General features: G+C 46.9%; 14 protein-coding genes, 1 tRNA gene, 1 pseudogene and 1 other annotated feature. Of the genes and pseudogenes, 3 read left to right on the forward strand and 13 right to left on the reverse strand.

Annotated elements, in window-relative coordinates; all coding sequences use genetic code 11:
- Positions 1-722: pseudogene (locus QUB61_RS11095) on the forward strand (CopG family transcriptional regulator); the annotation flags it as partial.
- Between the two features lie 48 nt (positions 723-770).
- On the opposite strand, the gene QUB61_RS11100 reads toward QUB61_RS11095, so the two are convergent.
- Positions 771-1,691: a class I SAM-dependent methyltransferase gene (locus QUB61_RS11100; RefSeq protein WP_333127802.1), complete on the reverse strand. Its 921-nt coding sequence runs from the start codon at positions 1,689-1,691 to the stop codon at positions 771-773.
- Positions 1,692-1,935: 244 nt separating this feature from the next.
- On the opposite strand from QUB61_RS11100, the gene QUB61_RS11105 reads away from it, so the two are divergent.
- Complete coding sequence (locus tag QUB61_RS11105) at positions 1,936-3,525, forward strand: FAD-dependent oxidoreductase (protein ID WP_333127804.1); 1,590 nt, start codon at positions 1,936-1,938, stop codon at positions 3,523-3,525.
- Between the two features lie 164 nt (positions 3,526-3,689).
- Here the strand turns inward: QUB61_RS11105 and rplL are convergent, their stop codons facing one another.
- The 9 genes from rplL to rplS all read right to left on the reverse strand — a co-directional run bounded on the left by rplL (position 3,690) and on the right by rplS (position 8,411).
- A complete protein-coding gene (rplL, locus tag QUB61_RS11110) occupies positions 3,690-4,079 on the reverse strand; it encodes a 50S ribosomal protein L7/L12 (protein WP_333127806.1) in 390 nt (129 codons plus the stop codon).
- A 136-nt stretch (positions 4,080-4,215) separates the two neighbouring features.
- Positions 4,216-4,824, reverse strand: a complete 609-nt coding sequence (gene rplJ / locus QUB61_RS11115) for a 50S ribosomal protein L10 (RefSeq protein ID WP_333127808.1) — start codon at positions 4,822-4,824, stop codon at positions 4,216-4,218.
- 63 nt (positions 4,825-4,887) lie between these two features.
- Positions 4,888-5,026, reverse strand: a sequence feature (ribosomal protein L10 leader region).
- Between the two features lie 108 nt (positions 5,027-5,134).
- On the reverse strand, positions 5,135-5,848 hold the full coding sequence (gene rplA / locus QUB61_RS11120) for a 50S ribosomal protein L1 (protein ID WP_333127810.1): 714 nt from the start codon (positions 5,846-5,848) through the stop codon (positions 5,135-5,137).
- A 343-nt stretch (positions 5,849-6,191) separates the two neighbouring features.
- Positions 6,192-6,617 (reverse strand): 50S ribosomal protein L11, encoded by a 426-nt coding sequence (rplK, locus tag QUB61_RS11125; protein WP_006635588.1) that lies wholly within the window; start codon positions 6,615-6,617, stop codon positions 6,192-6,194.
- 3 nt (positions 6,618-6,620) lie between these two features.
- Positions 6,621-7,259 (reverse strand): transcription termination/antitermination protein NusG, encoded by a 639-nt coding sequence (gene nusG, locus QUB61_RS11130; RefSeq protein ID WP_172186535.1) that lies wholly within the window; start codon positions 7,257-7,259, stop codon positions 6,621-6,623.
- The gene (gene secE, locus QUB61_RS11135; RefSeq protein ID WP_172186534.1) at positions 7,256-7,489 is read right to left on the reverse strand and encodes a preprotein translocase subunit SecE; all 234 of its coding nucleotides are present in this window, start codon (positions 7,487-7,489) and stop codon (positions 7,256-7,258) included. The genes nusG and secE overlap by 4 nt, the downstream gene beginning before the upstream one ends.
- Positions 7,490-7,640: 151 nt before the next feature.
- On the reverse strand, positions 7,641-7,850 hold the full coding sequence (locus tag QUB61_RS11140; RefSeq protein WP_333127814.1) for a hypothetical protein: 210 nt from the start codon (positions 7,848-7,850) through the stop codon (positions 7,641-7,643).
- A tRNA-Trp gene (locus QUB61_RS11145) sits at positions 7,821-7,893 on the reverse strand. Before QUB61_RS11145 ends, QUB61_RS11140 begins: the two co-directional genes overlap by 30 nt.
- Positions 7,894-8,027: 134 nt before the next feature.
- Positions 8,028-8,411: a 50S ribosomal protein L19 gene (gene rplS, locus QUB61_RS11150; RefSeq protein WP_172186532.1), complete on the reverse strand. Its 384-nt coding sequence runs from the start codon at positions 8,409-8,411 to the stop codon at positions 8,028-8,030.
- A 67-nt stretch (positions 8,412-8,478) separates the two neighbouring features.
- On the opposite strand from rplS, the gene QUB61_RS11155 reads away from it, so the two are divergent.
- A complete protein-coding gene (locus QUB61_RS11155; protein WP_333127816.1) occupies positions 8,479-9,924 on the forward strand; it encodes an inorganic phosphate transporter in 1,446 nt (481 codons plus the stop codon).
- A 264-nt stretch (positions 9,925-10,188) separates the two neighbouring features.
- On the opposite strand, the gene QUB61_RS11160 is transcribed toward QUB61_RS11155, so the two are convergent.
- From QUB61_RS11160 to QUB61_RS11170, 3 genes are all read right to left on the reverse strand, one after another.
- Positions 10,189-14,361 (reverse strand): amino acid adenylation domain-containing protein, encoded by a 4,173-nt coding sequence (locus QUB61_RS11160; RefSeq protein ID WP_333127818.1) that lies wholly within the window; start codon positions 14,359-14,361, stop codon positions 10,189-10,191.
- 92 nt (positions 14,362-14,453) lie between these two features.
- Positions 14,454-15,056 carry a HEPN domain-containing protein gene (locus tag QUB61_RS11165; protein ID WP_333127820.1) on the reverse strand — a complete coding sequence of 201 codons (603 nt, stop codon included), beginning with the start codon at positions 15,054-15,056 and terminating at the stop codon, positions 14,454-14,456.
- Between the two features lie 9 nt (positions 15,057-15,065).
- A complete protein-coding gene (locus tag QUB61_RS11170; RefSeq protein WP_333127822.1) occupies positions 15,066-16,100 on the reverse strand; it encodes an AAA family ATPase in 1,035 nt (344 codons plus the stop codon).
- Positions 16,101-16,123: the final 23 nt, after the last annotated feature.

Here is a 16,123-nt window from a genome sequence, read left to right on the forward strand (position 1 = left end):
CCGAAAAGCAAAATCTCGAAAGCCAATTGCAGGAAACTGTAGCGAAGTCAAGTTACGAAAGTTTACAGCAGCAGTTGAGTGAACGCGAAAGTTCGATCGCATCTTTGCAGCAGCAATTCGCCGCCAAAGAACAGCGGGAACACGACTTTGTGCAGCAGTTAGCAGAAAAATCGAGTTCCATAGAATCTTTGCAGCAGCAACTCGCCGCCAAAGAACAGCGGGAACACGACTTTGTGCAGCAGTTAGCAGAAAAATCGAGTTCGATCGCATCTTTGCAGCAGCAAGTTGCCGAAAGAGAACAGCGGGAACACGACTTTGTGCAACAGCTAGCAGAAAAATCGAGTTCGATCGCATCTTTGCAGCAGCAGTTAGCAGAAAGAGAAAGTTCGATCGCATCTTTGGAACAGCAATTAGCTACCGAAAAGCGAAATTTGGCACACCAATTGCAGCAAACCGTGTCGAAGTCGAGTTACGAATCTTTGCAGCACGAGTTAGCAGAAAAGTCAAGTACGATCGGCGACTTCCAAGTTCAACTAACCAAGTTGCACTCTCTAGAAAATCAATTGAGCCAAAGTGCGGCGATACAGCGAAATTACGACGCTTTGCAGCAACAGTCTCAAGAACAGCTAAAAACCATCAAAGCTTTACGGGAACAGCTAGCTCAAATGCAGGCTGTGGCTGGGATTGGCGAAGCTTATCTCAACAAGTGGCGCCGTCCCTGATTCTCAATAAGCAGAGAAATCGATCGCGCGGTCGCGCGATCGATTTTTTCACGGTTTGTACAAATAAAAAGCAGCCTGATCGCCGTCATTATTTTTATTTAATTCCTCAGCTTTTACTTTAAATTCTTTAAGCTCAACAGCGGAAAAATTAGGATCTACTGCATCGCAGAAAAATTGTAACTCCCACGAGTCAAACACAATATCTTTTATTTGAAATCCCACCTCATTTGCTAGTAATTTCATACTTTTCTGAGTGTGTAAAAACAAGTGAAGCGGAGCCGCAATTTGACTCCATTTGACACCATATTCTCGCCACGCATAAGTTGAGGTAACAGGAATTCTAATCAAAGCATACCGATCGTGTTTAAGCAACCGCCATATATTTTTTAGAACCTCTTTCGGTTGGAGCATATGCTCAAAAGAATGATGCAGCATAATCAAATCAAACTGATCTTCTAGTTCCGCTAGTTCTTTTTTAAGAATCTTGACACCATTTTTATATAAAATATCACCTTCAATCAAAGGATCGAGTCCTGTAAGGTCAGAAAAAGTTTCTTCAGCTAGACGCAGCAGAAGCTCCCCCGCACCGCACCCAACATCTAATATTTTCGATTCCAATGTCACATTGACCTTGGTCAGCCAGTCAAAATAATAAGGAACTCCGTATGTTTTTGATAAAATTCCTCCCAATAAGTTTTTGCTCCCCAGGCAATGTTGTGCTCTTTTACGCTTCATGAATTTTAAAAATCCCTTGTATTCTTTAACGTCACTCTTTTGGAAAGAGTAATAGTTAAATGAATAATACTTTGACAAATCTTGAGGAACGTTAACTATTTGCAAGCAACCACATTCACTGCATTCAAGATACTCAAATTCGTTATTTAAGCCTGGAAATTCTTCTATTGCTCTGACCATATAAATAGTGTTATCTTGAGAATTTGCACAAATTTTACAAGTATTCAAAGTCATGAGATTCCACCTTATTTGCTGAACTACACCTATAGACCATTCAGGACTTATGCAGCCACGGTAACGCAACCTTCCCGGCTTTCGTGTAAAAGCGATGCGTAACTGCCACTCTAGCTTAACCTTAATCTGGAATGTGCTTGGCAAGTCATTCTAGCTCAATCTCAAATAGACAGGTTGAAGCCTGTCGCAGCTTTTTTGTGTAATATATGATAATAATATTAAGAAATATTACAAAAAATAAATTATGACCAGTCCAGCAGACACTAAGGGCCGCGTCACGGTAATTGGAGCAGGCATCGGCGGGCTCACAGCAGCCGCCCTGCTAGCCCGCAGAGGATACAAAGTGCTAGTCTTAGACCAGGCGATCGTCCCCGGAGGATGCGCTTCCACCTTCAAACGCAAAGGCTTTACCTTCGATGTCGGCGCCACGCAGGTTGCAGGATTGGAACCCGGAGGCATTCACCACCGAATTTTCTCAGAATTAGACATAGAACTTCCCGCCGCGACACCCTGCGATCCTGCTTGTGCAGTGTTTTTGCCGGGAGAAACCGCACCGATTAGCGTGTGGCGAGATCCGCAAAAGTGGCAGGAAGAAAGGCAGCGGCAGTTTCCTGGAAGCGAACGTTTTTGGCAATTATTGTCTGCATTGTTCAAAGCTAGCTGGAACTTTCAAGGGCGCGATCCAGTTTTACCGCCCAGAAACTTCTGGGATTTCTGGCAATTAATTCAAGCAGTTCGCCCCGATACTCTAATTACTTTGCCTTTCACTTTTATGACAGTGGGAGATGCTTTACGGCTTTGTGGGTTGGGCGACAATTTGCGCTTGAGAACTTTTCTGGATTTGCAGTTAAAATTGTATTCTCAAGTTGATGCCGAAGAAACAGCGCTGCTTTACGCGGCGACGGCTTTAGGAGTTTCGCAAGCGCCGCAGGGATTGTATCATCTAGAAGGAAGTATGCAGGTGTTGAGCGATCGACTCGTAGAGGCGATCGAACTCTACGGCGGTCAAGTCTTATTGCGGCACACAGTTGAAAGTATTGTCACCGCCAACGGCAAAGCCACCGCTACAGTGATTCGCAATCAAAAAACAGGCGAAGTTTGGACAGAAACAGCCGATCGCATTGTTGCCAACGTGACAGCGCAAAATCTAGTAAAGTTGATGTCAAGCGAGCCAAGTGTCGGCAATTTAACAGATAATTTATCGGTTAAATCAGAGACTTCAGAGACAACAAACAAACTCCCAAATCAAATGGCAGGCTACAAATATCGAGTTGATAAATTGCCGCCCGCATCCGGTGCATTTGTCATATATTTGGGAGTGCATGAAAGCGCAATTCCGGCAAATTGTCCGCCGCACCTTCAGTTTCTCTACGATTACGACGGCGAGATTGGGGAGAATAATTCATTATTTGTTTCAGTCAGTCATCCGGGTGATGGGCGAGCACCGGAGGGAATGGCAACAATTATCGCTTCGTCATTTACTGATACTCGAATGTGGTGGAATGCGGTTGATTATGAAGGATTGAAGGAAAAATACAGCGCAGGGGCGATCGCCCGTTTGAGCGAATATTTCAATTTGACGCCAGAGTCGATCGTACACCAAGAAGCCGCCACACCCCGCACCTTTGCCCGCTACACAGCGAGAGATAGAGGCGTTGTGGGTGGTATCGGGCAGCGAATACCAACCTTCGGGCCCTTCGGATTTGCCAACCGCACACCAATTAAAAACTTGTGGTTAGTAGGCGACTCCACCCATCCGGGAGAAGGCACGGCTGGTGTTTCCTATTCTGCTTTAACAGTCGTGCGGCAAATGGAAGCCGCCTCTAAAATCTAAGAGGACACGGCAATGCAGTTTCCCTCGCGCCAAAAATAATTAATCGCGCGATAGTTACATCTCGCGCGATTAAATTTAGGGAACAGTTAACAGTTAACAATTAACTGTCAACAGTCAACCATGATTCCGGTGTCACCGGAATTGATATCAACTACATTCTGTGACTACTTGATAGCAATCTTTGCGCCCACAGCTTCAAGCTGTTTCTTCAATTCTTCCGCAGCGTCCTTAGCAATAGCTTCCTTAACTGCCTTCGGTGCGGCTTCTACCAAATCTTTCGCTTCCTTCAGACCCAAACCGGTAATCGCCCGGACTTCCTTAAGAATTGCGATTTTCTTGTCAGCAGGAACTTCTTCAAGAATCACGCTGAACTCAGTTTGTACTTCTTCGGGTTCAGCAGCGGCCGCCGGGCCCGCACCCATCATCATCATGCCGCCTACAGGAGCAGCAGCGCTGACGCCGAAAGCTTCTTCAATTTGCTTGACCAATTCAGAAGCTTCGAGCAAAGTCAGAGACTTAAGTTTTTCCAAGATTTCATCAGTTGCAGTAGACATTCGTTAAACTCCTAATTCGATTGTAGATTTGGGATTTGAGACTTTGATTGCTCATTAATTATTAGTTTCTCGTCTCCAGTCATCAGTTTGTTTCTCAAAACTAACGACTTATGACTCACGACTAATTACTAATGACTTACACAGATGCGCTTTCTGCTTCTGCTTCTGGTTGTGCTTCTGGTTGTGCTTCTGGTTGTGCTTCTGCTTCTACTTCTGCGGAATCGCCGTCTTTTTCAGCATAAGCCTTAAGACCGCGAGCGATCGAAGTAGGAACTTGATTGATACCCACAGCCAACTTAGTTGCGACACCGTTGATAGCGCCAGCAATTTGAGCCATGAGTTGTTCTTTCGACGGCAGATCGGCTAATGCTTTAACATCAGCTTCTTTCAGTACCCGTCCTTCCATCACGCCGCCGCGAAGTTCAGTCTTCTTAGAGACTTTTTGGAATTCTTGGTAAGCTTTAATCGCGCCGCCAATATCTTCTTGCACGAACACAAACGCCGACGTACCAGTCAGCAATTCCTGTATCGGCTGCCAGGTTTCGTTACCTTCAACAGCAATTCGCATCAGCGTGTTTTTTGCCACTTGGCAACTGCTGCCTTTCGGACGCAAACGCCGACGCAAATCTGTGATTTCAGCAACAGTTAAGCCCGTGTAGTCAATCACTATCGCCAGTTGAGATTCGCTCAAGGTTTGCTTGAGGTCTGCAATAATCTCATTTTTTACCGCTAAAGTTTTGCCCATACTTATTTCACCTCCTTTTAGGATCGAAAACTGCCCGTCAAAAACCCCGACCTTCGAGCCGGGGCAGAGAATTAAAAATTAACAAGTCACAATTAAAAATAGAAAATTTCTAATCTTTGAGTCTTGAGTTTTTATTTCTTCAGCCTCGGCAGGAAATTAAGCGATCGGCACCTGCGGTCTTCAGCTTATTGATTTTTGATTAGGCTATCACGAGAAGGCAGACATAGCAAGGCTATGACGCAAATCTTGTGAGAGATTTACACAGACAGCCGAAGCTGTCTTTTACCTTCTGCCTTCTGCTTAATTCTTTCTACGCAGCATCAAGTTTGCTATCGCGCAGGGCACTGATATCGACTTCGATCGACGGGCCCATTGTTGCGGATACGTACAGACTGCGCCAGTAGCGACCTTTAGCACCAGAAGGACGGTTGCGGTCAACAGTTTCTTGCAAAGCATGAAGGTTGACGAGCAAATCTTCCGCTGAGAAAGCTGCCTTGCCAAACATAACATGAACGATGCCAGTTCGATCGGCACGGAATTCTAGTTTACCACCTTTAAACTCGTCGATCGCCTGAGCAATGTCAGTCGTCACCGTGCCACCTTTCGGAGAAGGCATCAAACCGCGCGGGCCCAACAACCGACCCAATTTTGCCACCAACGGCATCACGTCTGGGGTAGCAATCAGGCAATCGAAATCCATCATGCCCTTCTGAATTTCATCGATCAACTCTTCCGAACCCGCAATATCAGCGCCCGCATTCAAAGCTTCTTTAACTTTTTCGCCCTTAGCAATCACCGCAACTCTGACTACTTGACCAGTTCCTTTTGGCAGCGATACAGTTGTCCGCAACTGTTGGTCAGTATATTTCGGGTCAATTCCCAAACGGATGTGAGCTTCAGCAGCTTCGCCAAACTTAGCCGTTGCTGTTTCTTTCAAAAGTTGCAGAGCTTCCAGCGGTAGATAAGGTCTGTCTTCAACTTTCTTTTGAAGTTCTTGCAGTCTTCGCGATACTTTCTTTGCCATTGTTATCTCCTGGGGTCAGTCGATTTTAGATTTTAGATTTTAGATTTTAGATTGAACCTATCGGACAATCTTAAAATCTACCAGTTTTCGGTTACTAGCGAAGCTTTGCTTCTCCCCCTGAACCGATCGATTTGGGATTTGGGATTTGGGATTTTGGATTGAAGATTTTACCTTCAAAATCAGCAATTTTGGATTAGCAATTTGGAACTTGGACTAGGAAAACTCTTCCTTCTTCCTTCTTCCTTCTTGCGACGGACATCGGACTGACATCCGTTACATCCGTTACATCCGTTACATCCGTTACATCCGTCGAGCGAATCCGTTGCCGAACTTCCTTCTTCCTTCAATCCGCGATCGCCACGCCCATATTTTTAGCCGTTCCTGCCACAATTTTCATAGCAGCCTCAACATCATTAGCATTGAGGTCAGGCATTTTCGTTTCAGCGATTTCTCGTAACTGAGCCTGTGTAATTGTCCCTACTTGCTTGCGGTTCGGTTCTCCCGAACCCTTAGCAATGCCAGCCGCTTTTTGAATCAAAACCGACGCCGGCGGGGTTTTGAGAATAAAAGTAAAACTGCGGTCTTCAAAAACCGAAATTTCTACCGGAACCACCAGACCCGCTTGGTCTGCGGTTCTAGCATTGTACTCCTTGCAAAACATCATAATATTGACGCCGTGCTGACCCAGAGCTGGGCCGATCGGAGGAGCTGGGTTGGCTTTTCCCGCCGTAATCGCCAACTTAATTACTGCAACAACTTTCTTTGCCATTAGTTAGTTCTGTTTCTGAACCTGATTGAACTCCAATTCTACAGGCGTATCGCGCCCAAAAATCGAGAGTAAAACTTTGAGCTTGTTCCGTTCCGGGCTAACTTCAATCACATCACCTTCAAAATCCTTAAACGGCCCGGAAAGTACCACAACGTGGTCTCCAGCAGACATCGATACTTTGACAACCGGTTCTGATTCCTGAGCGTTTCTGAAGATCCGTTCTACTTCTGAATGACTAAGAGGTAGCGGTTTGACGTGACCCCTGCCGCGCCCGTAGCGGCGTTTCTGCTCTGCCCCGACAAAATTAATTACATTCGGGGTATTCTTGATCACCTGCCACGTATCCTCGTCCATAAACATACGGATGAGTACGTAGCCGGGAAAGATTTTTTCATCTGACTGCCGCCTGGAACCGTCTTTGCCGACTTTGATCGCCGGAGTTTGCGGAATTTCGACTTGAACGATGCGATCGGCAACATCCAAAGTTTGAATCCGCTGCTGCAAGTTTGCCTTCACGCGCTTTTCGCAGCCAGAGGCAACTTGAACAGCATACCAGCGAGCATCAATCTCCGGCACCTCTGGCGATGCTGCCTGTCCCGTCGCTTCTGTGGAATACTCAGATTCTTCTGATGCAAAAGTCATGGCCCAAACACCTTTCCCGCGCCCCAGTTAAAGAAATTATCCACCAAATAGATCAGGCTTGCTGAGAGGATTACCATCAAAAGCACGGCCAAAGACTCGCTGATTAGCTGCTGCCTGCTGGGCCAAACCACTTTGTCGAGTTCTTCTCTAGTTTCCTTAAAAAAACCCGCAGGGTTAAACCCAGGCGCCGTTATTTCTTGAGTTTCTTGAGCTTCGTCTTTTTTTGCCACGATTCAATCCCCCTTGCGATTTTAGATTTTAGATTTTAGATTTTAGATGGTGTGAGTGGCCCGCGGCTCTCAGATTTTGTGACACTAACCACTTACGCCCAAGTCCCAAATCTCTAATCTAAAGCCACGACTTTTTTACAAGCCCAACCAATCAACGGCGTAAATGCCGATCGCCGCAACCGACGATCGAAAAGCCACACCGAGCATTTGTTGATGGCATTTTTTGCGAACCGCCCACAAAAACTAATTCTACCCGAAAGTTTGCGGTTTTGACTGTTGCCAGCCAATAGTCCGGGCGCTTTCGGGCAGAATTTAAAGTTTGGTGATTCAGCGCGCCCTGGAGGACTTGAACCCCCGACATCAGGTTTTGGAGACCTGCGTTCTACCAACTGAACTAAGAGCGCACAGGTGAGGTTGCTGAAATTCGCTTAACCTCTAGATTTCTATTTTAACACAGTGCGCTCGTAAATGGAAAACTTTTTTTTGATTTTTTTCAATTTCCCATGAATCATGAACCAAGGGAAAGCTGGGTGCATTCCTACAGGGAGCGATCGAACCGCTGTTTGACGCGAGTAGCTTTGCCCACCCGATCGCGCAGGTAGTAAAGTTTTGCTCTGCGGACTTTCCCGCGGCGCATCACTTGGATCGTGGCGATGCGGGGCGAGTGAATCAAAAACACCCGTTCCACTCCGACGCCCTGAAACACGCGGCGGACGGTGATTGTTTCATTAATCCCGCCGTTGCGCATGGCAATCACAGTCCCTTCGTAGGGCTGAACCCGTTCTTTGTTACCCTCTTTAATTTTCACGCCGACTCGCACTGTGTCGCCCACGTAAATTTCGGGGAGTTGTTTATTGAGTTCTTGCTTGACTCTATTTATTTCTTCCGTTTCGATAGAACGGATTATTTCTGCGCCTTTCATGGGATTTACCAAAACTCACAATCCCTTATCATATATCGAAATGCCCGTTTTATGTCAAAAAATTTCTATGTTAGATAGCTCTGGGGTCGTATTTCTGCAACTGGGGGCAATGGCTGCACTGGCCTTGTACGTCGCCGCCAACTTGGGGGCCAACGATGTCGCTAACTCGATGGGGACATCCGTAGGCTCGAAGGCGCTAACGCTGCGGCAGGCAATAATTGTTGCAGGCATACTGGAATTTTCCGGCGCAGTGCTGTTCGGCCAAGGAGTTTCCGAAACTCTGGCAACAGGAGTTGTGAATGCACAAGTGTTCGCTGCCCAACCGCAAGTATTTTTAATCGGGATGGTGTCAGTGCTGATAGCTTGCGGGATCTGGCTGCAAATCGCTACCAGTCGAGGTTTGCCGGTTTCTTCATCCCATGCAGTGGTGGGCGCGATCGCGGGTTTTAGCTGTGTTGCAGCCGGAATTAATGCGGTTGATTGGCGAACCATCGGCACCATCTCCCTAACTTGGGTGGCGACACCTGTTGCCAGCGGTGCTTTAGCCGCACTATTTTACAGTGTGGTGAAGTATTCGATTCTCGATCGGCCAGATCCTCTATCTCAAATGCGCGAGTGGATACCTTGGCTGAGTGCAGCAATGCTGAGCGTATTTGGCGTAATTGTACTGCCGTCTGTTGTGAATGTCGCTTTGGTGCAGACAGGGGCGATCGCCGCCGCGCACGATCGATTTGGCTGGAATCTGCCAACTCACGATATTGTCATTGGCATCGGAAGTATTGGGGCGATCGTCCTGACACTCAATAGCTGGAAAAAATTAGAATCAGTTGAGAAGGAAGAAGGAAGAAGGAAGAAGGAAGAAGGAAGTTCGGCAACGGATTCTGTAACGGATGTCAGGAAGAAGGAAGAAGGAAGAAGTACAAACACAAACTCTCCCACTCTCCCACTCTCCCCCTCTCCCACTCTCCCCCCCTCCGAAACTCCGAAACTCCGTCACTCTCTCATCGAGCAACAAATGGCGAGATTTCAAGTCTTGAGCGCCTGTTTTGTAGCATTTTCCCACGGTTCCAACGACGTAGGAAATGCAGTTGCTCCCCTAGCTGCGATCGCCTACATCCGGCGCACAGGTTCCTTTCCCTCAGAAGATTTCAGCGTTCCCCTGTGGATTTTAGTCCTCGGAGGCGCAGGAATAGTCATCGGTTTAGCCATCTGGGGTAAAAATGTAATTGCCACAGTCGGCGAAAAGATCATCGAACTCCAACCAAGCGGCGGATTTTGCGCGGAATTAGCCACAGCCACCACAGTCTTGCTAGCATCTCGCTTCGGTTTGCCAGTTTCCACATCCCACGCTTTAGTCGGTGCAGTCGTCGGAGTCGGGCTGATCAAAGCTTGGAAAACAGTACGCTTGCAAACTTTGCTGTCAATTGGTTCGGCTTGGCTGGTGACAATTCCGATCGCAGCAGGTTTGGCTGCTATCATCTTCAGCATCGCGCAATCCATTGGGCAATTTTAGATTTTAGATTTTAGATTTTAGATTGAGGCATTTCAGAACAGTCATCAGTCAACAATCACGGATGGAGGGTGCAACCGGACTCGATCTAATTCATCTGCGTTAATCTGTGTTTATCTGCCCTCATCTGCGGTTAAAAAAAGAGAATATAAACCGCAGATGACAACGGATGGACGCTGATTCACGCAGATGAAGATCGGATTCAGGACTAATAGCGCTTTCGCACATCAAACCCGGTTGCGGCGCACAAGCAAGCCAAACGGCCACTCAATCACTTAATTCCTTATCCAAGCAATGCTTTAGCTGTTGAGCCAGCACCTCGACGCAGGGCTTTCTCAGCATAGTCAGGTGATTCCCAGGAACCCTAATCACCTCTACTTTTTGGGTCGTTAATTCGCTCCAGCCAAGAGTCGGATCTTGATGACTCATGCTTAGCTGTTCCCTCGATCTAAACAGAGTAATTCGCTGCGGATAAATTTTCGGTACATAGCTGAGAGTTGCTTGACTATTAGCCTGAAATACAGTAAACATTGAGGGAATTGCCAGCTCGCGCCAGCTCCGTTCTTTTGACTCCTGAGATAGGATGCTAACCATAACAGCCTGTTTCCAGTTCCAGCGATGCAAAAAATTAGCTGCCAAATTAAGCATCTTATTTAATTTCGGAAATTTGGCCGCAATACCGCCACTTTGAACATTTTCTGCAGCAGCCACCAAGCGAAAATAATCTACTACAAAAGGCCAGATAGAGCGCGAAACAGTAGTCAGAATAAACTTGCAACCGTCCCAAAAAGAAGGTTTGTTAGCAGAAACCGGCGCTAAAGTATCCAGCACAGCAAGTAAAGCCACTTCATCCCCCGCTGCGATCAACTGTTGAGCCATCTCAAAAGCAACCAAACCTCCAAAAGACCAGCCTCCTAAAAAATAAGGCCCTTTTGGTTGAACGGTACGCAAGGCTGCGATGTAGTCAGCCGCCATGTCTTCAATGCTAGTTAACGGAGAACTTTCGCCGTCAATACCCTTTGGTTGCAGCCCGTAAAACGGTTGATTTTCTCCTAGCCCAAAGGCTAACTCGCAATAAGGAAACACGACGCCAAAGATGGGATGGACGCAGAAGAACGGGGGATTTTTACCGCGAGGTTTAATTGCAACTAAAGGCGACCATTCCAAAGAATTTGTTTCTGAAGATAGCGAATCTGCTAAACCTTCAATTGTCGGATTTAAAAAAAGAGCAGATAGCGGCAACTCGCGCTCAAATTGCTGGTTAATCTCATTGATGAGGCGGATTGCCAGCAGGGAATCTCCACCCAAATCGAAGAAGTTATCGCGAATGCCAACGCACTCTGCGTTGAGGATTGTGGCCCAAATTTGGGCGAGGGTTGACTCGGTTGGTGTGCGAGGTGCAATGCAGCTTTGATCTATTGAATTGCTGGTTAGAGTTCCCGGTACAGGTAGGCGCAGGCGGTCAATTTTGCCATTGGGAGTTAGGGGCAGAAAATCCATCGCCACAAAAGCACTGGGAATCATGTAATTGGGCAGTTGTTGTTTGAGGAAATTGCGTATTTCCCCGGGATTAAGCGTCTGATTGTGATTGGGGACGACATAAGCAACTAGGCGTTTGTTGCCAGACAAATCATCCGCAGCAACCGCCGCTGTTTCTTTGACTGCTGGATGCTGAACCAGCAGCGCTTCAATTTCTCCCAATTCTATTCGATAACCGCGAATTTTTACCTGTTCGTCTGTGCGGCCTAAAAACTCAATATTGCCGTCGGGAAAATAGCGCGCTAAGTCACCAGTTTTATAAATTCGTTCTCCTGCTTTCTGGCTAAACGGATTAGCAATAAATTGCTGGGCCGTTAATTCGGGGCGGTTCAGGTAGCCTCGCGCCAATCCCCTGCCGCCGATGTACAATTCACCGGGAATTCCAACGGGTACAGGCTGTAAATTTTTATCTAAAATATAGAGTTGAGTGTTAGCTATTGGGCGGCCGATTGGCGGTTTTTTGCGTGAAGCGAAGCTATCCCGCAGGGAATCGCCAATTTCGGCCAAACTTGACCAGACTGTCGCTTCTGTAGGGCCGTAAGCGTTAAAAAATCTGCGCCGGGAAGCCCAGCGTTTAACAATATCCGGGGAACAGGATTCGCCAGCACAGATGATTGTTTGCAGTGCGGGAAGTTCGGCGTTTGGGAGGACAGCTAGCAGCGAGGGCGGGAGGGTAGCGTGGGTAATAGCATTGTCCTGCAAAAATTGGATTAATGTTTGTCCGGGCAACAAAGATTCTTTCTTGGCACAGTAAAGTGTTGCTCCGGTTCCCAAGGCCATGACAATCTCAAAGATTGAGGCATCAAAACTCAGGGATGCGAATTGCAAAATGCGGTGATTTGAGTTTAAGTTAAAAGCTGCTATTTGAGCTAGGGCTAAGTTGTATAGCCCCCGATGTTCGATTAAAACGCCTTTTGGTTTTCCGGTTGAACCAGATGTGTAAATGACGTAGGCTAGGTTTTCTGGTAGGATATTTGTAGTTGGGTTTTTGGAGCTTTGTCGGGCGATAATTTCTCTGTCGGAGTCCAAACACACTACTGAAAAAACTCCGTAATTTTCCGGCTGCGTCAAGTTTTTTGCTAAGTGCTGCTGAGTTACCAAAATCGACACCTGAGCATCTTCTAACATGAAGTTGAGGCGTTCTTGAGGATAAGTTGGATCTAAAGGCAGGTAGGCTGCGCCTGCTTTGATAATGCCTAGCAATCCGACGATCGCATCTAAGGAACGTTCTACACAAAGGCCCACTAAAACTTCTGGTGCTGCTCCCAATTGCTGCAAGTAATGTGCAAGTTGGTTGGCTCGGCTGTTGAGTTGGCGGTAGGTTAACTGCTGGTTTTCAAAGACGGCGGCGACAGCATGGGGCGTTAGCGGAGCCCTCGAAGAGGATCGCGCGACTCGATCTTCAAATAGCTGATGGAAACACTGGTTTTGCTGATAATCTCTCTGAGTGTCATTCCAATCGATTAATAATTGCTGGTATTCTGGCGCTGTCAGCAAAGCCAAGTCGCTGAGGTGCTGTTTGGGATTGGCAACAATGGCTTCGAGCAGCGTTTGGAAATGTCCCGCCATGCGCGCAATTGTGCCGCTATCAAATAAGTCTGTGCTGTAGACAAATTGCCCTTGAATACTTCCTGCATTTTCCCACAAGTGGCACTCTAAATCGAGCTTGGCGGTTCCCGCGTCAAAGTCGATCGCCTCTCCAGCGATTCCCGGCAATTCCAGCGCTGCTACAGGAGTGTTTTGCAGGCTGAAACTAACTTGAAATAGGGGGTTGCGGCTCAACTCGCGATCGGGGTGCATTTCCTCAACCAACTTCTCGAAGGGCAAATCTTGGTGGGCGTAGGCTGCCATTGCGACGTTTTTTACCCGATGCAATAGTTCCCGAAAAGTTGGATTTCCTGATAAATCTGCACGCACCACCAAACTGTTGACAAAAAAACCGATTAATGCTTCTACTTCGCTCAGGTTGCGATTGGCGATCGGCGTTCCTACTGCAATATCTACTTGTCCTGTATAGCGGTACAGCAAAGTTTGAAAAGCGGCTAATAGAGTGATAAATAAAGTCGCGCTTTCTTGCTGGCTCAATGACTTTAGCGCCTCGCTCAAAGCCGGTGATAGTGTTATAAATTGTTTAGCGCCCCGGTAGGATGGAACGGCTGGTCTTTGCCTGTCTGTTGGTAGATTGAGTGTGGTAATTCCGTTTAACTGCTGCCGCCAATAAGCTAACTGTGTTTCTAATACTTCGCCCTGCAACCATTGGTGCTGCCATTCTGCAAAGTCGGCGTACTGCACGGGCAGTGCTGGCAAGTGCGATTCCCTTCGGGATAGCTTCGCTTCACGCTCATTTTTTACAAATGCTGTGTAGAGCGTTCCCAGCTCTCGAATTAGCACTCCAATCGACCAACCATCAGCCACAATATGATGTAAATTCAGCAACAATATATGTTCTGTTTCACTCAGTTGTAACAGCGTTACTTTAAATAACGGCCCGGCGGCTAAATCGAAAGGGCATTGTGCTGCATCGGTTGCGAGTTGCAGCGCTGCGGTTTCCTGCTGGTTTGGCGAGAGATTTTGTAAGTCGATTGTGGGGAGGGATACGGTTAAAATGGGAGCAATAATTTGTACGAGTTCCCCTTCCAAAAGCGTAAAAGTGGTGCGTAAAGTTTCATGCCGCTGCACAATTTCGTTGAAGGTTTGCTCTAAGGATCTTAAGTTGAGCGAACCTGTTAAGCGGAGCGCTGTTGAGACATTGTAGAAAGGATTGCCCGGTGCTAATTGATTGAGGAACCAAAGCCGCTGCTGGGCAAATGATGCCCGGAAGACGAAAACTTCTGTTTCTTCGGGAATATTAAGCTTTTCTTCACCAGCCGGGAGGGAATTGTCGGAAAAATACTGAGTCATATCAAATTATCAGGCAAGCCTCAAAGGAAAGCGCGTACAAAGTAGCCTACAAATATTACATACAGAAAATTTCATCTCTTTGATTAAGATCTTTACCAAGGCAATACTAGACTATAACTCGTTTCGATATGCTGCTTCATGCCCAGGTCGGTAACATTCACAAGATGTGTAAAAAACACATCAACATCGTCTATCGCTTTAGCCGTAAGCCGAACTTTTCCGGTTGCTGTTTGAGTCCAAGAAAGCGCGGGAATAGCAAAACCATGGGCAAAACTGTGCCTCACTCTTAAAATCTCATTTAGCCTCTGGCGAACAGCTAATCCGCTCAGGCTTCTTGCAGGCCAAATCCAATCGCCAATAGGATCGTAACCAGTGTTTTGAATCAGAAGGGTTCGCGTGTTCTCCGCGTTTGGTGTATTGAATCTTTCAAGTGCGCGTTCCGCCGCATCTCTAGCAATAGAATGTACCGCATGAAATTTGGGATCTAAAGGATTTGCAGTTGCAGCGAAAAAATTGCGAACGAGTTCGTTTATGTAAGCATCCCATACAGCAACAAATGCAGCTAAAGCGGAGTGATAGTAGACTTGAGTTTGGCTGCGCGATATTGGTTGCAAGCGCGGATCGGTAGCTGTTTCGCGAAGTGTTCTAGCCGTGTAGGACGCGGTTTTGTACTTCAATGCTGCTGGTGACGGCACGGCGATTTCCTAAAGACAGTTCACGAACTTTTCAAGTGCATCTCGGTAGCTTTGCAATGACTCTGCATTCAATTGCACCTGCTCACCCGCGATGTTTTTGGCTGCTGGTGTGAGTTTGTGCAAGGGCGTGCCAGTCGTAGCAGCGAGTACAGAACCGCTGGCAAAATCTGGGATTTCAATGAAGGTGTTACTCGGCTTGTCTTTGGGGTTAGCAAAAATATGACGGTGCTTCTTGTGTATATCATCCATCATCTGCATAATTGTCTGGTTTACAGCTTCGGATGCCTTGCTCGCTCTCCCTTCGTACAAAGTCAAATGTTGGATCGCGAATGTATGTAATTTTGGTACAGGTACACCTTCTTCCTTAGCGCGTTTTGCAAAAGCAATTCGTGCGTATGGCGCAGTATGGGGGTCGGTTATGGCATAGAGAATTGCGAGGACATTCTCGATCGCAAGACGTGAAGTATAGTCCGCTATAAATGGTACAATCAAGTTTTCGGCAGCCACAAGAGCAAGCTGTGTAGAAATAGCAAAAGTAGGACTACAGTCTATGAAGAATATGGTATCGCGATCGCCGCTATATGAACGCAGGGCAACCGTCAGGTCTCGTCCCCAAGTTAGCACCTGTTTCCACGAGTCATAAGGTATTTCCAACTGGGATGTTTGTCGGATTGCTTCAGAAATTATTTCCAGGTAATTGTCCCCGCATACAAGTCTTAGATTCTCTGGTATATTCTGATTGAATTCTCTCGGTTCGCATAGATATGGGGATACGTCTGCCACCATCCGAAATGGAGAGTTCAGACGCGCTTCTAGATAGCCTGCTACTGTGGCGCGCGGAGTTTTGCTCATTAAAAAATGCAGCGCATCTGGGCTAGTGAAATATCCGCCAAGTAGCATTTCCGACACCTGCGCTTGCGGACATAAATCGATTACATAGACATCAGTATCGGGGTGACGGTAAGCATATTCGCAAGCTGCTGCAAAGCAAAGAAAGCTTTTGCCGGAGCTGCCTTTATTGTTCCAGAAAGCGTATGAACTCATTGGGTGTATTTCTTGGATGGGAC

Origin of the sequence: Microcoleus sp. C2D2, from assembly GCF_036702495.1 — a bacterium.
In the GTDB taxonomy this organism is placed as follows: Bacteria; Cyanobacteriota; Cyanobacteriia; order Cyanobacteriales; family Microcoleaceae; genus Microcoleus.